The 19,688-nt window shown below is 48.3% G+C and carries 22 protein-coding genes; 9 read left to right on the top strand and 13 right to left on the bottom strand.

What is annotated here, in order from left to right; genetic code table 11:
* Positions 1 to 220 precede the first annotated feature (220 nt).
* From D1627_RS18040 to D1627_RS18030, 3 genes are read right to left on the bottom strand one after another with little or no spacing between them, the layout of a single operon-like run.
* Entirely contained in the window at positions 221 to 598 is a 378-nt protein-coding gene (locus D1627_RS18040) for a hypothetical protein (protein WP_119433680.1), read from the bottom strand.
* A 21-nt stretch (positions 599 to 619) separates the two neighbouring features.
* Positions 620 to 1,363 carry an MbnP family protein gene (locus D1627_RS18035; RefSeq protein ID WP_119433679.1) on the bottom strand — a complete coding sequence of 248 codons (744 nt, stop codon included), beginning with the start codon at positions 1,361 to 1,363 and terminating at the stop codon, positions 620 to 622.
* Between the two features lie 8 nt (positions 1,364 to 1,371).
* On the bottom strand, positions 1,372 to 2,472 hold the full coding sequence (locus tag D1627_RS18030) for a cytochrome-c peroxidase (RefSeq protein WP_119433678.1): 1,101 nt from the start codon (positions 2,470 to 2,472) through the stop codon (positions 1,372 to 1,374).
* 197 nt (positions 2,473 to 2,669) lie between these two features.
* On the opposite strand from D1627_RS18030, the gene rpsT reads away from it, so the two are divergent.
* Positions 2,670 to 2,927: a 30S ribosomal protein S20 gene (gene rpsT, locus D1627_RS18025; RefSeq protein WP_025609491.1), complete on the top strand. Its 258-nt coding sequence runs from the start codon at positions 2,670 to 2,672 to the stop codon at positions 2,925 to 2,927.
* A gap of 339 nt (positions 2,928 to 3,266) precedes the next feature.
* Here the strand turns inward: rpsT and pyk are convergent, their stop codons facing one another.
* Entirely contained in the window at positions 3,267 to 4,694 is a 1,428-nt protein-coding gene (gene pyk / locus D1627_RS18020) for a pyruvate kinase (RefSeq protein WP_119433677.1), read from the bottom strand.
* 2 nt (positions 4,695 to 4,696) lie between these two features.
* Complete coding sequence (locus D1627_RS18015; RefSeq protein ID WP_119433676.1) at positions 4,697 to 5,125, bottom strand: IPExxxVDY family protein; 429 nt, start codon at positions 5,123 to 5,125, stop codon at positions 4,697 to 4,699.
* A gap of 153 nt (positions 5,126 to 5,278) precedes the next feature.
* Here D1627_RS18015 and D1627_RS18010 point away from each other — a divergent pair, with 153 nt between their 5' ends.
* The 5 genes from D1627_RS18010 to lgt all read left to right on the top strand — a co-directional run bounded on the left by D1627_RS18010 (position 5,279) and on the right by lgt (position 10,682).
* Positions 5,279 to 5,515 carry an acyl carrier protein gene (locus tag D1627_RS18010; RefSeq protein ID WP_025609494.1) on the top strand — a complete coding sequence of 79 codons (237 nt, stop codon included), beginning with the start codon at positions 5,279 to 5,281 and terminating at the stop codon, positions 5,513 to 5,515.
* A 59-nt stretch (positions 5,516 to 5,574) separates the two neighbouring features.
* Complete coding sequence (gene fabF, locus D1627_RS18005; RefSeq protein ID WP_119433675.1) at positions 5,575 to 6,828, top strand: beta-ketoacyl-ACP synthase II; 1,254 nt, start codon at positions 5,575 to 5,577, stop codon at positions 6,826 to 6,828.
* The gene (rnc, locus tag D1627_RS18000; protein WP_119433674.1) at positions 6,828 to 7,571 is read left to right on the top strand and encodes a ribonuclease III; all 744 of its coding nucleotides are present in this window, start codon (positions 6,828 to 6,830) and stop codon (positions 7,569 to 7,571) included. The genes fabF and rnc overlap by 1 nt, the downstream gene beginning before the upstream one ends.
* A 210-nt stretch (positions 7,572 to 7,781) precedes the next feature.
* On the top strand, positions 7,782 to 9,668 hold the full coding sequence (gene nadE, locus D1627_RS17995; protein ID WP_233555702.1) for an NAD(+) synthase: 1,887 nt from the start codon (positions 7,782 to 7,784) through the stop codon (positions 9,666 to 9,668).
* A 168-nt stretch (positions 9,669 to 9,836) separates the two neighbouring features.
* On the top strand, positions 9,837 to 10,682 hold the full coding sequence (lgt, locus tag D1627_RS17990; protein ID WP_119433673.1) for a prolipoprotein diacylglyceryl transferase: 846 nt from the start codon (positions 9,837 to 9,839) through the stop codon (positions 10,680 to 10,682).
* Positions 10,683 to 10,745: 63 nt separating this feature from the next.
* Here the strand turns inward: lgt and D1627_RS17985 are convergent, their stop codons facing one another.
* Positions 10,746 to 11,597 (bottom strand): SdiA-regulated domain-containing protein, encoded by an 852-nt coding sequence (locus D1627_RS17985; protein ID WP_233555701.1) that lies wholly within the window; start codon positions 11,595 to 11,597, stop codon positions 10,746 to 10,748.
* A gap of 114 nt (positions 11,598 to 11,711) precedes the next feature.
* On the opposite strand from D1627_RS17985, the gene D1627_RS17980 reads away from it, so the two are divergent.
* Positions 11,712 to 12,110: a VOC family protein gene (locus tag D1627_RS17980; protein ID WP_119433671.1), complete on the top strand. Its 399-nt coding sequence runs from the start codon at positions 11,712 to 11,714 to the stop codon at positions 12,108 to 12,110.
* Between the two features lie 74 nt (positions 12,111 to 12,184).
* Here D1627_RS17980 and D1627_RS17975 read toward each other — a convergent pair whose 3' ends face one another.
* From D1627_RS17975 to cdd, 3 genes are all read right to left on the bottom strand, one after another.
* Positions 12,185 to 13,171, bottom strand: a complete 987-nt coding sequence (locus D1627_RS17975) for an alpha/beta hydrolase (RefSeq protein WP_119433670.1) — start codon at positions 13,169 to 13,171, stop codon at positions 12,185 to 12,187.
* 53 nt (positions 13,172 to 13,224) lie between these two features.
* On the bottom strand, positions 13,225 to 13,881 hold the full coding sequence (locus D1627_RS17970) for an alpha/beta hydrolase (RefSeq protein WP_119433669.1): 657 nt from the start codon (positions 13,879 to 13,881) through the stop codon (positions 13,225 to 13,227).
* Positions 13,882 to 14,078: 197 nt separating this feature from the next.
* Positions 14,079 to 14,561 carry a cytidine deaminase gene (gene cdd, locus D1627_RS17965; RefSeq protein ID WP_119433668.1) on the bottom strand — a complete coding sequence of 161 codons (483 nt, stop codon included), beginning with the start codon at positions 14,559 to 14,561 and terminating at the stop codon, positions 14,079 to 14,081.
* A 128-nt stretch (positions 14,562 to 14,689) separates the two neighbouring features.
* Here cdd and D1627_RS17960 point away from each other — a divergent pair, with 128 nt between their 5' ends.
* Both D1627_RS17960 and D1627_RS17955 read left to right on the top strand, forming a co-directional pair.
* Positions 14,690 to 16,030 (top strand): saccharopine dehydrogenase family protein, encoded by a 1,341-nt coding sequence (locus tag D1627_RS17960; RefSeq protein WP_119433667.1) that lies wholly within the window; start codon positions 14,690 to 14,692, stop codon positions 16,028 to 16,030.
* 9 nt (positions 16,031 to 16,039) lie between these two features.
* Positions 16,040 to 16,426, top strand: coding sequence for a nuclear transport factor 2 family protein (locus D1627_RS17955; RefSeq protein WP_119433666.1), 387 nt, complete (start codon positions 16,040 to 16,042; stop codon positions 16,424 to 16,426).
* 72 nt (positions 16,427 to 16,498) lie between these two features.
* On the opposite strand, the gene D1627_RS17950 is transcribed toward D1627_RS17955, so the two are convergent.
* The 4 genes from D1627_RS17950 to D1627_RS17935 form a co-directional block, all read right to left on the bottom strand.
* Entirely contained in the window at positions 16,499 to 17,215 is a 717-nt protein-coding gene (locus D1627_RS17950) for a tRNA1(Val) (adenine(37)-N6)-methyltransferase (protein WP_119433665.1), read from the bottom strand.
* 93 nt (positions 17,216 to 17,308) lie between these two features.
* The gene (gene rnhA / locus D1627_RS17945) at positions 17,309 to 17,770 is read right to left on the bottom strand and encodes a ribonuclease HI (protein WP_119433664.1); all 462 of its coding nucleotides are present in this window, start codon (positions 17,768 to 17,770) and stop codon (positions 17,309 to 17,311) included.
* Positions 17,771 to 17,892: 122 nt separating this feature from the next.
* On the bottom strand, positions 17,893 to 18,453 hold the full coding sequence (locus D1627_RS17940) for a MarC family protein (protein ID WP_119433663.1): 561 nt from the start codon (positions 18,451 to 18,453) through the stop codon (positions 17,893 to 17,895).
* Between the two features lie 165 nt (positions 18,454 to 18,618).
* Positions 18,619 to 19,680: an aminotransferase class V-fold PLP-dependent enzyme gene (locus D1627_RS17935; RefSeq protein ID WP_119433662.1), complete on the bottom strand. Its 1,062-nt coding sequence runs from the start codon at positions 19,678 to 19,680 to the stop codon at positions 18,619 to 18,621.
* Positions 19,681 to 19,688: the final 8 nt, after the last annotated feature.

Below are 19,688 nucleotides of genomic sequence, written 5' to 3'. Positions count from 1 at the left end.
AGGTACGCGCTTTCTGCCCTCGTTTCTGCAGTATCCAAAGTATAGATTTTATGACTTTAGGTGCAGAAATAAGAGCTGTGCAAACCAGGTTATAATGTGATTAGGTGCCTGCCCTCAAAACAACAGGCACTGGCGCGTAAACCTTCAGTTTTAGATCCAAAGGAATAGGCAAGGCATGCCACCATCGTATGGTGGAGCCAGTGTAAGTATGCAGATGAAATTATACCTGCGGCGGATGCAGAATTTTAGAGGAGTAAGCGTTATAAGCGCTCAGGCTATAATACCCGTAGGTACGTGCCGGCAACCAAACCTTAGCAACAGGAGTTGCGGCTTCTGTAACGCTGATGAAATCGTATGAAAGCGATTTAGCTTTGAAGTTGGTCTGGTCCTGGCTTTCTTGGTTAGCCGCTTTCACACTTTTGCTGAGATGGCATTTGCCTTCGCACTGCAGCTGCGGCTTATCTCGGTTTACGCAGAGGTTCTGGATAATGTATTCTTTGTTCAGCTCATAGCCAAGCCGGATCAGGGGCATAGACAGCACGTTCACCATCACAAGGATGGCCAGGCTGATGCTCCAGATATATTTTGCGTGTGGCATGTGCTGCAAAGGTACGGCAGGTTATCTTAATTCTGCTAACGAAAAGAAACCGTTGGTATAATTGTCTGCTATTTTTCGGGCATTGGCACCGCCCATGGCAGTATTCAGCTCGTCGAAATCAATGGTATGCGGATTCTGGAATAAAGCATCAAGCTCAGTAGTTACGCGCAAAGTATGGTACGGCTCTGTTCTGATATCCAGTGGTACCTGCAACGGAATGTTGAATGTGGTGTAATTGGCATCCTCTCCGATATGGAAAATTAGGCCGCCGCTTTTTGTATTGCCGGTGTAAGTGCCCTCCAGCAGTAGAAACTTATACCCTGTGTCCCAATCCCAAACCATGTCTGAGCTCGGGTCGAGGTCACCTTCCTGGTCGGTGGAGTGGTTGTGTGCCTGGTCTACGCCCAGGCTAAAGGTAATCTGGCTGTAGCTGCCTGCCGGCACATTCTTGAGCACGAAGCTGGTTTTGCCTGCGGTTTGGTTTATCAGGTGGTAGCTGTTGGGCTCTGTAAATACAGCAGCGCCGTTAGCATCCAGCAGCTTCACGTTACTAATAAAATACTTGAAATCTTCCACGGCATAGGTATCGCCGGCGGGGCTGGTGTAAGTTTTGCCCAGCTCAATTTCAGCGCCATTAACGGTGTTCAGGAATTCGACTGTAATATCAGCCTGTGCTACTGTGTCGTCATCGTCATCACAGGATGTGAGCAGCGGCGTAACTGCTACTAACAGAAAGGCAAGTAAAGTATGAATCGGTCTTTTCATAGGTATGGTTAATTAAAAGGGTCTGAAAAGCGCTTATCAGTAATAAACGTGGAGTCGGTGAGGGTGTGCAAAAACCTTATGATCTTGCGTTTCTCGTCGGCGGTAAGCATCAGTGTCTTGCCGTTTGGCTCGTTACTGGCCTCGATAATAAGTGGGTCCAGATTGGGGCTGTTATACTTGATATGATCGTTGTAGTGATCCAGTACTTCCTCAAGGGTGGCAAAGCGACCATCGTGCATATAAGGTGCCGTAAGGGCGATGTTGCGCAACGTTGGCGCCTTAAACTTGCCTTTGTCTTTTGCCAGCCCTGTCACGTCGCCTAGGCCGTTGTCGGTAAAGGTGGCGTCCAGGCCGTTGTTATGGAAGGTTCTGAGAGAGAACAAGGTGCCGCCGTGGCAGTCGCCGCAGTTTCCGCCGCGGGTGTTGGTGCTTGGGTCCGGGTGAGTAAGAAACAGCTTCATGCCCTCCAGTTCGTCTTTAGAGAGTTGGCCCTTTTGGTTCATGTAGCGGTCGTAGCGGGCATCGGCTGAAATAAGCGTGCGCTGAAACTGCCCCAGGGCTTTTAAAACATTTGTTTCAGTGATGATGCTATCGCCAAAGGCTTTCCGGAACATGGCCGGGTAGGTTTTTGTGGCCTGCAGCTCGGCAACGGCATTAGCCAGGTCCTCGTGCAATTCTATCTCATTCTCGATCGGGCCGCGGGCCTGTTCTTCCAGGCTCAGGGCGCTGCCGTCCCAGTTAAGCTGGCTAAACCAAAGCATGTTTGCCAGGCTCATGGCGCTGCGCCTGTGCTTAATGCCGTCTATGCCAACGCTAACGGCAAGCCCATCGGTAAAGGCTTTATCCTGCTGGTGGCAGCTACCGCAGGACATAGTGTTATTGCCAGACAGCTTCACCTCGTAAAATAAATGGCGGCCCAGCTCCACGCCTTCTTCGGTTAGAGGGTTATTAGCCGGTGTAACAAAATTCTGCGGCAGGTGCTTCGGAATTGTGAGCTGGTAGGGAGTGGGTTCTTCGTTTGCCGCAACCGGGTCCTGGTCCTTATCAGCGGAGCAGGAGAAGAAAAGTAGCGGTAAAATAATGAAATGGGTGTAGCGGATCGTTGCCATACTTCCTGTAACTGTTAAATTTGCAACGGAGTTTCGATAACAAAGGTAGGTTAAAGTCGCTGAAATTGTTACCTTTGGAAGAATGATCCGGGCTGAAATATTTTTGTTTTAGCTACTTTGGAAATTAAGTGTAAAGGGTTTACCTTTGCAAACTCATTTAGGAAACGCATCAAAAGAATCAATTATTATAGGATAACATGGCTAACCATAAGTCGGCATTAAAGAGAATCAGAGCGAATAACGCTAAACGTCTTCGTAACAGATATCAGGCGAAAACTACTCGTACGTTTATCAAGAGACTGAGAAACACAACCGATCAGGCTGAGGCGCAAGAGCTGTACAAGACAGTTTCTTCAATGCTTGACCGTTTGGCTAAGAAAAACATCATCCACAAAAACAAAGCGGCTAACAACAAGTCGAAGTTAGCGAAGTTCGTTAACGGACTGGCAGCCTAGTTTTTAGGGTATCCCAACACAAAAAGCCTTGCACATACACGTGCAAGGCTTTTTGTGTTGGTGCCGTACAGTAGTGCTTTAAGGTTACGCTACTAGTTTTAACACGTGTGTTGATGAACGATTTTAAAGATAACGTATGTGGTTGGGGCAGCTTAGACAGAATATATACCGAAGGCGGCTGATAACGCTAGGGACGGAGCAAGATATCAAGGCTTCTTACGTATGCTTGTGTAAAGCCAGGTAGCATGATTGAGGTATAAAGATAAAGAACCGCTACTAAACAGAAAGGCCTGCCATGATAACATGGCAGGCCTTTCTAGTATAAAAGCAATTGGCCTTTTAAGCTACACTCAGTTTAATCATGTTGGTGCGTTTCTGCTCGTTTATTGGCATGCTGGCTGTGTTAATGAATACATCGCCTTTCTGAATATAGCCGCCATCCAGCAGTATTTGCTTAATGTCGCTGATTGTGCCGTCGGTAGATTCCACTTTATCATAGAAGAAGCCGCGTACGCCCCAAACCAGGTTCAGGGTGTTCAGCAGCCTGTGGTTACCTGTGAAGATAAAGATGTCGGCCTGCGGGCGATACTTAGCCAACTGGAACGCAGTATAACCAGACTTTGTCATGCCAATAACTGCTTTAGCATTGGTGTCGCTGGCAAGGTTGCAGGCATTAGCTACCAGGCTATCGCTCAGGAAAGTTTCAGAGTTCGGGTTAATCGCGAAGCTTCTGTTGAACACGCCGGAGTGCTCCTCCACCATGCGGATTGTCATGTTCATGCTACGGATTGTCTCGATAGGGTAGGCGCCTACCGCTGTTTCTGCGCTTAGCATAAGGCAGTGGGCTCCGTCCAGCACGGCATTGGCCACGTCATTGGTTTCGGCACGGGTTGGGCGCGGGTTAACGATCATGCTTTCCATCATCTGGGTAGCTACAATCACTGGCTTGGCGGCTTCGTTACATTTTGCTACCAGCATTTTCTGGATCATCGGAACCTTTTCCATGCCAACTTCTACGCCCAGGTCGCCACGAGCCACCATAATAGCGTCTGTCGCAGCAATAATCTCATCAATGTTTTCGATGGCTTCCGGCTTCTCAATTTTAGCGATTACACGGGTGTCCTTTCCGCGCTCCTTAATAATGCGCTTAATCTCGTGGATGTCCTCTACTTTGCGCACAAAAGAAAGTGCTACCCACTCTACATCGTTATCGAGGCCAAAATGTAAATCCTCTATGTCTTTTTCGGTAAGAGAAGGTGCTGACACTTTAGAGTGAGGCAGGTTTATACCTTTGCGGGGCTTCACGATGCCACCATAGATAACTTCTGTTTCAACCTCGAGCTCATTATCGGTAGAGATAACTTTCAGCTCAAGCTTGCCATCATCTAAAAGTATGGAGTCGCCTGCCTTTACGTCTTTTGCCAAGCCTGTGTAGATAGTCGAAAGCCTATCTGCTGTGCTGATAGAGCCATCGCAAACTAACTTTACGCGCTGCCCTTCCTCAATCTCCACGCTTCCGTTCTCAATGTCGCCCAATCTAATTTTCGGGCCTTGCAAGTCTTGCACCAGGCAGATGTTGGTGTTGTGCTCACGGTTTACCTGGCGCACATGGTCAATCACTTTCTGATGCTCTTCATAGGCGCCATGCGAGAAGTTCAGGCGGAATGCATCAACGCCCTCTTGCACAAGCGCAACCAGGCGCTCGTAGGAATTACTGGCTGGCCCAACGGTGGCCAGTACTTTAGTTTTATTAAAAGAAATTTCCATACTTAGAAAATCAGGTTCTCCTTAAATTTAAGTGTAAGCGGGTCAAATTTTTTTACGTACTGTACCAGCGGAACACCTCGCAATCTATTGATTAGTTCCGATGGGTACAACTGCTGCATTGCCCCGGTTATCTGCAGCACGTAATCATACTCTTTTATATCAGGCAGCAAGAACGGCTTTTTAAGGGTGGAGTTGCCAAGGGCTTTATTCCGGAAAAGCCTTACTTCGCTGTGTTCGGTTGCAAACTGGTAGTTCGAAATTTCCAGGCATCCTATCCCGGGCAGTTCATAACATAGGTCCTGCTGCTTAGTCAGGCGCAGGTGTAATAGCTTGTTAAGTGCCCAGGCCAGTTTATAATCTCTCCCCGACGATACGAGCCCGTATACATCGAAGCTATAGTCATACGCTATGTCCAGGCGGTGCTTCGTCATATTTTCAATTGATCTGCTAAAATAAGAAGCTCTGCCCGCAAATGGGAATACAAGGTATAAAACTTTTGTTAGATAGCGAATAGAGTAATTTTTTTTGACATTGTCTGTTAAAAACTATTTCTTTGCACAGTGTTTTAATTAACTATAAGAAAAATGTCAGAAATCGCAGAAAAAGTAAAAGCTATCATCATCGATAAGCTTGGTGTTGAAGAGTCAGAGGTAACGCCAGAGGCTAGCTTCACAAACGACCTTGGCGCTGATTCACTGGATACTGTTGAGCTTATCATGGAATTCGAGAAAGAATTCAACGTGTCTATTCCAGATGATCAAGCTGAAAACATCTCGACCGTAGGTCAGGCAGTTAGCTACCTGGAAGAGCACGCGAAGTAATATATCCTTCCCTTAGTTTATTAAGAATTTTCAACTATCTATCCCTCTACTAACAGCTTATGGAGCTTAAGAGAGTCGTAGTTACTGGGTTAGGCGCACTCACGCCACTTGGGAAAACCGTTTCAGAGTACTGGGACGGATTAGTCAATGGCGTGAGTGGCGCTGCGCCTATTACACGCTTTGATGCGAGCAAATTTAAGACCCAGTTTGCCTGTGAGGTTAAAGGATACGATCCTGAAACATACTTCGATCGTAAGGAGGCCCGCAAAATGGACCTGTTTACGCAATTTGCGATGATAGTAGCCGATGAGGCGGTTATCGACGCGAAATTAACTGAGGGAACTTATAATCCTGACCGTGTAGGTGTGGTTTGGGGTTCTGGAATCGGGGGCTTGCGCACCTTCCAGGAAGAGTGTGTGAACTTTGCCAACGGCGACGGTACACCACGCTTCAACCCATTCTTCATTCCTAAGATGATCGCCGACATCAGTGCCGGTCAGATCTCAATTAAACATGGCTTCCGCGGGCCTAACTTTGTTACCGTTTCTGCCTGCGCCTCTGCTACCAACGCCATCATCGACTCGTTTAACTATATCCGTTTGGGTATGGCCGACGCAATCGTGACGGGCGGTTCTGAGGCTGCTGTTACAGAGGCTGGTATCGGTGGTTTTAATGCCCTGAAGGCCCTTTCTGAGCGCAACGACGCTCCAGAAACCGCTTCCCGACCGTTTGATGCAGACCGTGATGGTTTTGTACTGGGCGAAGGAGCCGGTGCCCTAATACTGGAGGAGTATGAGCACGCCAAAGCGCGTGGCGCTAAAATCTATGCCGAGATCATAGGCGGTGGTATGTCAGCCGACGCTTACCATATCACGGCACCACATCCTGAAGGCCTGGGCGCACTGAACGTGATGCGTAATGTGCTGCGCGATGCCAACATCCAACCCGAGGAAGTTGATTATATCAACGTACACGGTACATCTACGCCACTAGGCGATATCAGTGAGGTAAAAGCCATCCAGACAGTGTTTGGGGAGCATGCCTATAAACTGAATATCAGCTCTACCAAGTCGATGACCGGCCACTTGTTGGGTGCAGCGGGCGCAATTGAGGCTATTGCTTCTATCCTGGCTGTTCAGAACAACATCGTGCCACCAACCATTAACCACTTCAACGACGATCCGAACATCGATACCCGCCTGAACTTTACGTTCAATAAGGCGCAGGAGCGCAACGTGAAGATCGCTTTGAGCAATACCTTTGGTTTTGGTGGACACAACACTTCTGTTATATTCCGTCAACTGATTGATTAGTGTTTGGGCCTTTTAAACCAGTTCGTCGCGTTTACCACAGGTTATTTAACAAAGACAAGGTACTAGTACGCGCACTCGCTGGCATTATTGGCAGTACTCCCGATAATCTCCGCCTGTATAAATTAGCCCTGACGCATACTTCGTTTGCCCGGCAGAATGCTGCCGGTAAACACGAAACCAATGAGCGTTTAGAGTTTTTAGGTGACGCTGTGTTAGGTGCCGCCGTAGCGGAGCATTTGTTTAAAAAGTTTCCTTACGAGGACGAAGGCTTTTTAACAGAAATCCGTTCGCGCATCGTTAACCGGGAGTCGCTGAACCAGATGGCTGTAAAAATAGGTTTAAACCTGTTGGTGAAGATCGATACCAGCAGCCATGGAGGCATGCGCCATAAATCCGTGAACGGCAATGCCCTAGAGGCTTTGGTGGGCGCTATCTATCTGGATAAAGGCTATAATACCACGCATAACTTTATACTTAACAAGCTGGTAAAACCACATGTGGATCTGCACAAGCTGGTGAATACCACGGCTAATTTTAAAAGCAAGCTTATTGAGTGGGCACAAGGCCAGAACCTGGAAATCCGTTTCGACATTATCAAGCGTAAGCAGCAAGGCAATACCACGGAGTTTACCTCTGAAGTGTACATCGATGATAAGCCTATTGCCATTGGTGTTGGGCTCTCCAAGAAAAAGGCCGACCAGGCCGCTGCTGAAAAAGGACTCGAGTTCCTGAAAATCGGTTAAAGACTTTCCTGAGTTTTAAGTAGCTGTTTGTAGGCTGGGTGTATGCTCAGCCTTTTTTATTGCCCGCTTCCAAAGCCAATCATACTTTTACCCGCAGTTATACTTTAAAGCAAACCTTCGCGGTATTTTTGCAACAAAATAGCCCTTAATCAATTTAACAAATGCATTTAAGGCTTAACTTGCTTTCATAAAGTTGCGTTAAAAAACCCCATGAAAGAAACTAGACTGATGCTGGCTGCGGCCGCCCTTAACCAGACGCCAATGGACTGGGCCGGCAACCTGCAGCGTATACATACCGCTATCACAGAAGCAAAACAGAACAACATACAATTGCTGCTCCTGCCCGAGCTGGCCATAACCGGTTATGGTTGCGAGGATATGTTCCTGAGCCCTTGGGTCTCAGAAATGGCGTTTAACCAATTGCTGCAGCTAAAAGAGTGGTGCGATGGAATTACGGTTGCGGTTGGCCTGCCGGTTTTTCTGAACAAGAGCGTGTACAATACAGCCTGCGTCATAAAAAACAAGGAGATTGTGGGGTTTACGGCCAAGCAATTTCTGGCAAATGATGGCGTGCATTACGAGCCGCGCTGGTTTACGCCCTGGCCTGCCAATGAGGTGCAGGAGTTCGAGATGCTGGGGCAGAAGTATAAAATCGGCGACATTATCTATGAAGAGCAGGGAGTAAAGTATGCTTTTGAGATTTGTGAAGATGCCTGGCGGCCCAACCGACCGGCAGAGCGGCACATGCCCAAAGGCGTGCAACTTATACTTAACCCAAGCGCCAGCCACTTTGCCCTGAGCAAGACCGATGTGCGTTACCGCTTGGTGGTGGATGCCTCCAAAAAATACCAGTGTGCCTACTTATATGCTAACCTGTTAGGCAACGAATCTGGCCGTATGATTTATGATGGCGAGGTGCTGATCGCCCAGAATGGTAAGCTGATCCGCAGAAATGAGCTACTTTGCTTTAAGGACGTGGACATGGAGTGCGCCGAAGTATGCTTTTCGGCTAACCCTGAAATTGCAGAAGTAATAGAATACCTTCCACCGATCGATGAGAACAAAGAGCTGATCTCGGCGCTGAGTCTGGCCCTATTCGATTACATGCGCAAAAGCCGTAGCCGTGGCTTTGTGCTCTCGCTGAGTGGTGGTGCCGACTCCTCGTTGTGTGCCGTGGCTGTGGCCGAGATGGTGCGCCGCGGTATAGAGAGCTTAGGGCAAAACGAATTTATGGAGAAAGCGTTGCTCTTCTCTGCCGATGATAAAGCCGCTATTGCAAAGCTCCCAAGCGATGAGGCCCAGAAAGCCATCGTTAACAAGCTGCTCACTTGCGCCTACCAGGGCACTGTAAACTCCTCCGACGATACTTATACTTCGGCAAAGGAACTGGCAGAGTCTATCGGGGCAAAGTTTTATAACTGGACCATCGATGAGGAAGTGCAGGGCTATACTTCGAAAATTGAGCATGCGCTGGGCCGCCCATTAACCTGGGAGCATGACGATATTACGCTACAAAACATACAGGCGCGTGTGCGTGCCCCAGGCATCTGGATGCTGGCTAACATCCAGAACGCCCTGCTGATGGCTACCTCAAACCGCAGCGAGGCTTCGGTGGGCTACGCTACCATGGATGGCGACACGGCTGGCAGTATTTCCCCGATTGCAGGTATAGACAAAGCCTTTATCCGCCAGTTCCTGGTTTGGGCGCAGCAAGAGCTTGGCTATATTGGTCTGCAATATGTAAACAACCTGCAGCCAAGCGCAGAGCTACGGCCATCGGAAGAGGAGCAGACCGACGAGAAAGACCTGATGCCTTACGAGGTGCTGAACCAGATCGAGCGCATGGCCTTCCACGACCGCTACTCGCCGGAGGAGGTGTATACTATACTTCTGGAGCAGCAAGTGGCCGAACCGGAAATGCTCAAGGCCTGGATCACGAAGTTTTACAGCCTCTGGAGCCGCAACCAATGGAAACGCGAGCGTTATGCCCCGGCCTTCCACCTGGATGACTACAACGTGGACCCGCGCAGCTGGCTACGCTTCCCGATACTGAGCGGTGGTTTTAGAGAAGAACTGCTGCGGGTGCGGAATAGATAAGCAAAGAAGGCTTCCGAAAACGGGAGCCTTTTTTGATGCTTGCGTCTATACTTAACTACCTATTTCATATGTATAACATTAAATTAGAGTTGCTGCTGCACGGCTCATGCTGCATGAATTTTTTCGGTGGCTGATTTATCGTAACTTTGGGACACAAGTATCACCCCTATGAATCTACTAAACTATATCCTCTGGAATGTTGATCCGGAGATTTTCAGCATTGGCCCGCTCAGCATCCGTTGGTATGGGCTGCTTTTTGCCCTGGGCTTCGTTTTCGGCCAACGTATCCTCACCAAAATATACGTTGCTGAAGGGCGCACCGAAGGCGATGTGGACGTTATCACGCTGTACATGATCATCGGTACCGTGGTTGGCGCACGCCTTGGCCATACTTTGTTCTATGCCCCGGATTATTACCTGAGTAACCCCATCGAGATCCTGAAAATTTGGGAAGGCGGACTGGCTAGCCATGGCGCTACCATTGGTATACTTTTCTCGCTGTGGCTGTTTAGCCGCAAGCAAAAGTTCGATTATATGTGGGTGCTTGACCGTATCGTGATTGTAGTGGCCCTGGGAGGTGCGTTAATCCGGATGGGTAACCTGATGAACTCTGAGATCATTGGCCGCCCAACAGATGTGCCCTGGGCCTTTGAGTTTGTGCGCCTCGGAGAAAACCCGCTGGTGCCGCGCCATCCAACGCAGCTTTACGAGTCTTTGAGCGTGTTTGCCCTGTTTGTGCTGCTGCTTTGGCTGTGGAGCAAGTATAGAAGTGCCCTCCCGAAAGGCCTGCTCTTCGGCATATTTGTAACGGCGCTGTTCACTTTCCGCTTTTTGGTAGAGTTCTTGAAAGAAAACCAGGAAGCCTTTGAGGATCAGCTGACGCTTAACATGGGCCAGATACTCAGCATCCCACTTATACTTGTCGGTTTGGTTATTTTGTTCAGAGTATGGCAGAATCCAACGCCAGCACTGCCCGGGGGCAGGCTCCCGGAAAAAGAAAAAACTAAAGTATAACCCAGTATAAAAAGAGCCCCCTTTCGCAGCTGCAAAAGGGGGCTCTTTTCTTTTCAGGATGCTCTATAACGTATAACGGTATAAGTTGCCGCCCTCGCTGGTAATTATCAGTACATCCTCACTTTCAAAGGCAACACCTTCTGTTTGGCCAGCCTCTTTCAGGCTCTGCCGCTCATAAACACCTTCATAAAACTTTGCGGGAGAATCAAAGTCGGTGAAAAGATGCAGTGCGCCTTCGCTTAGCAACACCACGGTGCTTTGGTCTGGGCTGATGGTGGCCCCTGTAACCTGAGCCTTTAACTTATGCTGGCCTATCAACTTCGCCTTGTGCGTGCCGGCTTGGTCTGGTAGTTGGTATACTTTGGCAGTCTCGCCGCGGCCTCGGTCTTTAGAGATAACATACAGGTTGCCCTCGCTCCAGAACAGTGCTTCGCTATCGAAATTGCGGTCTTTCTTTTTAGGCGGATACTTTGTTTGGTCCTCGTAGGTAAAGCGTATGGCCTGCACGTTCTCGGGCTCGTCGGGATTTACCTTGTACACAGCCAGCTCTGTGCGGTCGTTTTCGTTATTGCCTGTGTCAGCGATGTATACATTTCCGTCATCGTCTTGCGCAAGGTCCTCCCAGTCTACATTTGGCAGCTTTAGCTTAATGGTTTGCAATAGTTTACCCGATGCATCCAGCTCGTATAGATAGGGCCGATTGCCCGCATCGTTGTGCGTTAGATAGTGCCCCGCAGCTAGTATGGCTAACCCAGAGCTCTCGTTAACCTCGGATGGCAGCTTGGCCAGCCGCTCAAAAGCGGCAGAAACTGCAGGGGCGCCTTCGGTGGCAGGGGGGGCAACGAACAATTCGTTCCGGAAAACAATAAGCATTAACCCGACAAGGGCAACAAATATTATAATCGTTTTTGTCATGAGTTTCATGTGTAACTGGATATCAGGAGTACTTTATAAACGTGAAGCAGCTGTATGCGTTAAGACAAAAATTAATTTGCAAAACATACCTATGCACATCCAGTCTTAAGAAGTATGGAAATCAAGAAGATTAAAGAAACCTGTTTGTACGTGCAAAACCTAGAGGCGACTAAAAAGTTTTATCATAACAAACTAGGGTTTAAGGTGATAGGAGAGGTGCCGGGGAGGCATGTATTCTTTAGGGCCGGCGCTTCGGTATTGCTATGCTTCAACCCCGAGGCCTCGAAAAAAGGGGGAACCTTGCCGCCGCATTACGGCACAGGGCAATTACACTTGGCTTTTGAAGTGGCTAAAGAGGAGTATCAGCCCTGGAAAGACAATATCCAGAAGCTGGGCATTACTGTGGAGCAGGAATACGATTGGGGCAATGGCTTCCTATCGTTCTACTTCCGTGACCCGGACCAGCACCTGCTGGAGGTGGTGATGGAGGGAATGTGGGAGAAGGGAGGGTGAAGAAGTAGAGTGTGTGTTGGGCAATGGACTTGGTTAATAAATGTCAGTATGATTTAGTTGAACTTTGTCGATTTCTAATTCAAATTTCCTAACCATTCTCTAATTTTGCTCAATGATTCACTGTTATCAATAACAGCCAAATGAGCTGCTCCTTTAATAACATGTGTTTCTGCATAATCTGATTTAGCAAAAACCTCTGCGAATTTATCTGGATAAAAACTTTCATCATCCCCGCCAACCAATACTATAGTTGGCGCATAAATATTTTCAATATCAGCTCTAAAATCTTCAGGATCCATACTCATTGCCATCCGATACGAGTAGCTGGCAACCTGTAGGCTATCGTTCCATTCTGATGCTCGGTTGAAAAACAGCACCGGTTGTCCGTTAAAACTATTGATGCCAACATGGTTTAGCATAGAAAGCCCAATATACCGCTTTACTGAAACAGTGACCCAATTACCGTTTCCAGGCCTGAGTGTTGGAGATTTGTAACCAAGGTATGGTGAAAACATAATGGAGCCATTCACTTTAATCAGTTTGTTGTTACCTAGGTACCTTAATGCTAAACCTCCTCCGGAAGAATGCCCTGTAAGGATGATGTTTTCAGCATGAAGGTTTTCTTTTGCATACCGCACAATATCTTCAAGGTCTTCTTCCAACTGCCCTATGTGTTCTATATCTCCACGGCTACCAGAATTTCTACCGTGCCCTCTTAGATCTGGGGTAATAACTGTGAATAATTTTGAATCAGCAAAATGCTTGCTGGCTTTGCTTAAGTAGCGACTATCAGAACCTGAGCCATGTAAAAAAATCAAGACATTCTTTGTCTCCCCATCGTAAACTCTGCTAAAAATCTCTTTCCCGTCTCTTAGTTTTATCCAAGCTTCTTTGGCAGAAATTTCATTCCCTGAACTTTCCCTCACAGAAGAAAAATCATAATTTTCTGTGTTTTCAATTTTAGGTGTGGGCCAGTAAGTCAATGCAAAAGCTGCTATAAGATAGATGGCAGCATTAATTATTAAGAATTTAAGCAAAAACTTCAGAGCTTTACTTTTCATGTTTATGCATTATATATGAAGATGATAGACCAACGATCAAGTTAATTTAAAAATTAACAGGTTAGCAACTCCCCATCCACGAGTTTTAAAGTTTCGGGGTGCAAAGTATGGCTGCCCTCAAAAGTATAAACCTGAGGCGCGATACCAAGTTCCTGCATCAGCTGCTGTTTGCGCTGCAGGGTTTCAGGCGTGATAAATTCATCCTCAGTGCCGTAGACCATGGCTACAGGCAGGTTGGTAAAAGCGGCTTTTCCGGTAGCAAAGTCAATATCTTCGGGGAAGGAAGCGGCCCAAAGTATGAGGCGGTGCACCGGCACTTGCTGCGTAGCGAGCCAGCGGCTCACCGTAGCCCCGCCCTGCGAAAAACCTAGCACTGTTATGCGTACATTCTCCGGAAGCTGGGCCAATTGCTCTTTTAGCAGGAGGTTCAGATAAGCAGCCTGGTCCTCGATTTCAGAGAGGCGATCTTCTTTGGTCATCCAGGTAGCGCCAACACGGCCCGAGAAACCATCCAGATAGAACCTCGATAACGCCTCAGGCGCTACTACTAACGTATGGCCATTATCCAGCACGCTGAAGTGCCTCAGGAAGTAGCGGGCCAGCTGGCCATAACCGTGGCACACAATCCAAAGATCGGTTATACTTTCAGAAGGAGTGCCTAGGGTATAATACCGGGCCGTGCGAGGCACGGTTAAGTTATGCTCAGTCATAATCAATGTTAAGGTATTTTACACTTCCGCCATTCCTGCCCTGACGGGTACTCAGGTTTAAAGTATATCTGGCTCTCCAAGCAAGTTGGGTTGCAAACTCAACATTAAGGAAAGATACAGGTTGAAACCCGCGCCAGCCCGGGAACTATGAGTAGAAAAGTACGGCAGCAAGCCTAAATTCTCTACCTCCTAACCTCCTACAAATGTTCTTTGTTAAACTGGAAGGGCAGCAAATCGGCTACGGCTTTAAAACGGTAAAACTTGCCATCAGGTGCCTGCAGCAACACCGGAATCGGCTCTTGCTGCTTGTGCTCATACTCGGCCATTACCTGGCGGCAGGCGCCACAAGGCATCGCAGGAAGGTATTCCTGTTCCTGGCGGCGGCGTGCCGTTACGGCTAGTAGTTTAATTTTGGTGTGCGGATGGTAGGCGCTCAGGGCAAAAAGTGCCGTACGCTCTGCACATAACCCCGATGGGTAAGCAGCGTTTTCTTGGTTGCTTCCTTTAAACAGGGTGCCGTCTTCCAGCAGCAGTGCAGCGCCCACCAAAAAATTGGAGTATGGCGCGTAGGCATCGTTGGCAGCATCTTGCGCCAGTTGCATGGCCTGCTGCTCTTGGGCGCTCAGTTCTGAGGTCTCCAGCACGTCTACACTAATTTGTACTTTCAGTTCACTTGCCATTCAGTTACAAGTAGGTTCAAAAATTAGAAAAGGGCTATAAATTTAAACTATTATCCCGATAAAACCATAGCTTTTGTTGGCCTTGCCCTAGCTAATTTCTATCTTATGCCTGAACCTAAGATGCTGCTATGAAAAAAATTCTGCTGTTGGGAGCAGGCCGTTCGGCCATGGCCCTGATCAAGTATCTCTTCGATAATGCTACTGCCGAGCACTGGTATATCACAATCGGGGATATTCAGGTGGCGCACCTAGAACCATTGGTGGCACCTATAGACTTTGCCAAAACCATCACGTTTAATGTGCACCATGCCGAGCAGCGCGCCAAAGAAGTTAGTGAGGCTGACCTGGTCATTTCGCTGCTGCCAGCTATTTTCCATATTGAGGTGGCAAAAGAATGCTTGCAACAGCAGAAGCATCTGATTACGGCTAGTTATGTGTCTCCTGATTTTCTAGCACTGCATGCTGAGGCTCAAAAGAATAACCTGACAATCCTGATGGAGTCGGGCTTAGACCCCGGTATCGACCATATGTCGGCCATGCAGGTCATCAGAAATATACAAGGGGCTGGCGGAAAGCTTATTTCTTTCAAGTCATACACGGGCGGGTTAGTGGCCCCGGAATCCGATAACAACCCATGGAACTATAAGTTTACCTGGAACCCGCGCAACGTGGTGCTGGCCGGGCAGGGTACGGCCAAGTATATCAAAAAAGGGCAGTACAAGTATATTCCATATCACAAACTGTTTCAGCGCACCGACGAATTTTATGTAGATGGTTTTGGGTATTTCGAAGGTTACGCCAACCGCGACTCCCTGAGCTACCGGGAGCCTTACGGCCTGCTTGATATTCCAACTATGCTGCGGGGTACCCTACGCCGCAAAGGCTATTGTGAGGCTTGGAATGTGTTCGTGCAGCTTGGCCTCACCGACGACAGTTATACCCTGGATGGCTCCGAGCGCATGACGCATCGTACTTTTTTAGAATCTTTTCTGCCTCCAGCTGCTGCGCAGGGCCAAAGCATGGCTGAGCGCGTTAGTTTATACTTAGGGGTACCTCGAGAGAGCGAAATAATTCAGAAACTGGAGTGGCTGGAGCTGTTTGAAGATACTCCTGTAGGCTTAGAATCAGCCACACCTGCCCAAGTGTTGGAGAAGATCCTGAAACAAAAACTAACACTAGCCCCAGGCGATAAAGATATGATTGTGATGCAGCACCTTTTCGAGTATGAGTTTGACGGGGAGCAGCGCGAAATTACATCCACGCTAGTGGTTCTTGGGGAAGACGAAGTGCAAACCGCCATGGCTAAAACCGTTGGTTTGCCAGTGGGCATCTTGGCTAAACTGCTTTTACGGGGTGAAATCTCGCATCGGGGCATTGTAATACCCATTTACCCAGAACTGTACGAGCCGGTGCTAAAGGAGCTGGAGCAGTATGGGGTAAGGTTTGTGGAGACAGAGCGAATGCTTTAGAAAAATGTAATGAGTAACAATGCGCAAAAAAAAGAGATAATAGAAAGTTACGTGAAAGCCTATAACGCTTTTGACGTGGCCGGCATGAGTAAGCATATGCACCCGGATATAGTATTCGAGAACATCTCTAATGGCATCACAAGCATCAGAATTATGGGTATTTCAGCTTTTAAGCAGCAAGCTGAGGCAGCCGCGCATTACTTTCTAGAAAGGCAGCAGCAGATTAAAAGTATAGCATTTAAGAGTGATGAGGCAGAAGCGGAAATCGCTTACAAGGGCATTGTGGCAATGGATTTGCCCAACGGAATGAAAGCCGGAGATAAACTAACCCTGGCAGGAAAATCAATCTTCTATTTTGAAGGCGATAAAATTACGAGGCTTCAGGATATTAGCTGACTCATCAATATTGCTTTAACGTAAAAGACCCATGTATTAAGATGCTGATGTGTGCTCTACCCAATAGGGCAACTAAAACATGAGGTAATACGCCTGTAGCAAATCTGAAAAGTCTGAAGTATAGGTTACTTTATCTACTTCCCTAATGAAAAACTCTTTGGTGTAAGCCGCTGCAGTAGCGGCAAAAGTATAAGTTTGAATATGGCGTATGCATTTGCCACCGTGATATGTATGCATGTGTAGCACATCGGACAGGTATAGATCCGAGGCCTTTGCAAGCTTTTCGAACACAGCGGCCTCGGGCGGAGGGAGCAGCAAGTATAGCTTTCCGGCTTCGGTCAGGTTTTGCTGTGCAAATGTAAGTATGTCTTCAAATAATAATTCGCCAGTATGCCTTGCTGTATTTCGAGCCGCGTCCGGAGATTTTAGCGAGGAGATGAAAAACGGCGGGTTAGAAAGTATGACATCATACTTGGCGCGTGGCTGTTTGGCAAATTCCTGCAGGCTCACGGGGTGCAGGTGCAGCCGCTGCTGCCATTGGCTCGCTGCAAAGTTTGCCTGCGCCTGCTGCTGCGCCTCAGGGTTAATCTCAACGGCATCAATTTCAGCCTCGCTGCGCTGCGCCACCATCAGCGAAAGCAAACCCGTACCTGCGCCAATATCAAGCACACGCTTGGCCGAAGACACCTCAGCATACGCACCAAACACGCAGGAATCGGTGCAAACCTTCATGGCGCACCTGTCCTGCTCTACCCGGAACTGCTTAAACTGAAAGTATGAATTGCGCATGACGAAAGGGAATTCTGAATGACTGAATAACTGACTTTTGAATGGGTGGCTTTGTTCTTATTCAATCATTCAAAAATCAGTTACTCAAAATTTCTAGTTGTTATACATGCCGGATTCGAAGCCTTCGTCGATGAGGAGTTTGGGGGAGAGGGCGCTGGCCACGGCCAGTTCGTCGCAGCGTTCGTTTTCGGGGTGGCCGGCGTGCCCGCGCACCCATACAAACTTCACCTTGTGCTTGGCATAGATGCGCAGGAAGCGCGCCCACAGGTCGCCGTTGGCTTTGCCTTTAAAGCCTTTTTTCTGCCAGCCAAACACCCAGCCTTTTTCCACGGCATCCACCACATACTTAGAGTCCGAGTAAACTGTGATCGGGATGCCCGGCTTGGAAATAGCCTCTAGGCCCACGATCACAGCCAGAAGTTCCATGCGGTTGTTGGTGGTTTTCCGGAAGCCGGCGGTAAGTTCTTTTTCGTGCTGTTTCCAGCGAAGTATAGCGCCATAGCCTCCCGGCCCCGGGTTTCCACGTGAAGCCCCGTCAGTGTATAGTTCGATCATGGATTTAATGTTGAATAATTGAATAACTGACTTTTGAGTGAGTTTGGCTGAGTAAATGAAGTTGAGGGTTAGGAATGAGTTTACCTTTTCAATTCAGCTATTCAAAAGTCAATTATTCAAAATTAAAGATTCGTCTTAAAGAGTTTTATGGCGATGGCCAGCAGGATGATGCCGAACACTTTGCGCAGCACATTGGCTCCGTCTTTGCCCAGTTTGCGTTCTATCCAGCTGCTTGCCTTCAGTACAATGTATACAAACACGAGGTTCAGCACAATACCGACAAGCACGTTCGGTAGCGAATAAGCGGCACGCAGTGAGAGCAGTGTCGTCATGGTGCCGGCACCCACGATGAGCGGGAAAGCCAGAGGCACGATAGAGCCGCTCTTCGTTTCAGGGTCGGTATGAAAAAAGTCTTTGCCCAGGATCATCTCAAGGCCAATCAGGAAAATAATGATGGCACCTGCCATGGCAAAGGACTCAAAGTCGATGCCGAACAGACTTAGAATAGACTGCCCCAGAAAAAGAAATGCAATCATCAGCACGCCTGAGATAATTGTTGCTTTCTCAGACTCAATCTTCCCCTCCCGCTTGCGCAGGTCAATGATGATCGGGATAGAGCCGATGATATCAATCACGGCAAATAAGGTTAGCGTAACCGACGCTATCTCTTTTATGCTAAACATGACTAGAGGAAAGAGTTAAAAATTATGAGTTAAAAGTTAAAAAGTTTAGGTGTTTGTGAGTTAAAGATTTAGAGAGTTAGGTTTGATTTGAGAGCCTTTAAACTTGCAATGCAAAATAACTCTTAAACGCTCTACCTTACAAACTCTTTAACTCCTCAACTCCAATCAGGCGTAATAATGCAGGAAAAAGCGCTTTAGTTCTTCATACTCCTCGTCCTGGATGGCTGGGAAATTAGCAATACGGAACGTGTTGCGGGCCCAGTTGCCGTAACCGTTGCCTAGGCGCATGTTGTGGTGCAGCGCGCGTTTCTTGGCATCTTCCACCAGTTTTTCGTTTGCTTGCAGCGTTATGACGGTTTTAGAGCGAACGTCGGGGTTCTCGATCAGCATCTGGAAATCGGAGAACTGCTCAAAGAAAGTATACAGGTCGTTGGCCCGGTCGGTGAGGTGCTGCTCTATGCCCTTAATAAATGGGCGCTCTTCGAGCACGCGCTTCATCAGGTAAATGTTAAGTATGTTTGGCGTGTGCGTGGTCTGGTAGTTCAGCATTTTCTCATACATAAACACCAGGCTGTTGTAATGCGCCCGCTCGGCCATTTGCTTGGCCCTGAAAATAGCGCGCGGCGAGCAGGCCATCACGGCCAGCCCCGGCGGCAGGCCAAAGCACTTCTGCACCGAGGCAAACCAGATATCAGCCTTAATCAGCTTCAGGTTTAGCCCGGCCATAGAGGAAGTGGCATCCACGGCAATCAGCGTATCGCGGAAGCGGTTGTGCAGGTTAAGTATAGTTGTGGGTGTAACCTGCGTGCCGTTGGATGTCTCGTTCTGCGTGAAACAGATCAACTCGGTGTCCGGGCTGATGGGCAGCTCGCTGACAGGGATGGCCTCGTTTATGCCATAGGCGATGCCCTCGGAGTGGGGGCGCAGCTTTTGCGCATACTGGAACCACTTCTCGCCGAACGCACCGTTGTAAATGTGCGAGCTTTTATACTTGGTTAGGCTTTGGATCAGGATCTCCCAGCACTCGGTGGCCGAAGAGGCGAAAAAAATATAGTAATCCTGCGGGATGTTGAGCTTACGCTTAATAAGGCCTACCACTGCCCGCGACAACTGCACGAACTGCTCTCCCCGGTGCGGAGCCTCCAGGATACCCTCATCATAGGCATCCAGCAAGTACTGGCGAACCTCAGGGTATACTTTAGACGGACCGGGATAGAAGTTAAGCATGCGGCAAT

It is taken from the genome of Pontibacter oryzae (genome assembly GCF_003576375.1).
Lineage (GTDB): Bacteria > Bacteroidota > Bacteroidia > Cytophagales > Hymenobacteraceae > Pontibacter > Pontibacter oryzae.
This window is presented reverse-complemented; position numbering and strand designations above follow the sequence as displayed.

Coding starts and splice junctions, on each gene's coding strand:
- D1627_RS18040 (WP_119433680.1), bottom strand. CDS start 598: ATGCCACACGCAAAATATATCTGGAGCATCAGCCTGGCCATCCTTGTG.
- D1627_RS18035 (WP_119433679.1), bottom strand. CDS start 1,363: ATGAAAAGACCGATTCATACTTTACTTGCCTTTCTGTTAGTAGCAGTT.
- D1627_RS18030 (WP_119433678.1), bottom strand. CDS start 2,472: ATGGCAACGATCCGCTACACCCATTTCATTATTTTACCGCTACTTTTC.
- rpsT (WP_025609491.1), top strand. CDS start 2,670: ATGGCTAACCATAAGTCGGCATTAAAGAGAATCAGAGCGAATAACGCT.
- pyk (WP_119433677.1), bottom strand. CDS start 4,694: ATGGAAATTTCTTTTAATAAAACTAAAGTACTGGCCACCGTTGGGCCA.
- D1627_RS18015 (WP_119433676.1), bottom strand. CDS start 5,125: ATGACGAAGCACCGCCTGGACATAGCGTATGACTATAGCTTCGATGTA.
- D1627_RS18010 (WP_025609494.1), top strand. CDS start 5,279: ATGTCAGAAATCGCAGAAAAAGTAAAAGCTATCATCATCGATAAGCTT.
- fabF (WP_119433675.1), top strand. CDS start 5,575: ATGGAGCTTAAGAGAGTCGTAGTTACTGGGTTAGGCGCACTCACGCCA.
- nadE (WP_233555702.1), top strand. CDS start 7,782: ATGAAAGAAACTAGACTGATGCTGGCTGCGGCCGCCCTTAACCAGACG.
- lgt (WP_119433673.1), top strand. CDS start 9,837: ATGAATCTACTAAACTATATCCTCTGGAATGTTGATCCGGAGATTTTC.
- D1627_RS17985 (WP_233555701.1), bottom strand. CDS start 11,597: ATGACAAAAACGATTATAATATTTGTTGCCCTTGTCGGGTTAATGCTT.
- D1627_RS17980 (WP_119433671.1), top strand. CDS start 11,712: ATGGAAATCAAGAAGATTAAAGAAACCTGTTTGTACGTGCAAAACCTA.
- D1627_RS17975 (WP_119433670.1), bottom strand. CDS start 13,171: ATGAAAAGTAAAGCTCTGAAGTTTTTGCTTAAATTCTTAATAATTAAT.
- D1627_RS17970 (WP_119433669.1), bottom strand. CDS start 13,881: ATGACTGAGCATAACTTAACCGTGCCTCGCACGGCCCGGTATTATACC.
- cdd (WP_119433668.1), bottom strand. CDS start 14,561: ATGGCAAGTGAACTGAAAGTACAAATTAGTGTAGACGTGCTGGAGACC.
- D1627_RS17960 (WP_119433667.1), top strand. CDS start 14,690: ATGAAAAAAATTCTGCTGTTGGGAGCAGGCCGTTCGGCCATGGCCCTG.
- D1627_RS17955 (WP_119433666.1), top strand. CDS start 16,040: ATGAGTAACAATGCGCAAAAAAAAGAGATAATAGAAAGTTACGTGAAA.
- D1627_RS17950 (WP_119433665.1), bottom strand. CDS start 17,215: ATGCGCAATTCATACTTTCAGTTTAAGCAGTTCCGGGTAGAGCAGGAC.
- rnhA (WP_119433664.1), bottom strand. CDS start 17,770: ATGATCGAACTATACACTGACGGGGCTTCACGTGGAAACCCGGGGCCG.
- D1627_RS17940 (WP_119433663.1), bottom strand. CDS start 18,453: ATGTTTAGCATAAAAGAGATAGCGTCGGTTACGCTAACCTTATTTGCC.
- D1627_RS17935 (WP_119433662.1), bottom strand. CDS start 19,680: ATGCTTAACTTCTATCCCGGTCCGTCTAAAGTATACCCTGAGGTTCGC.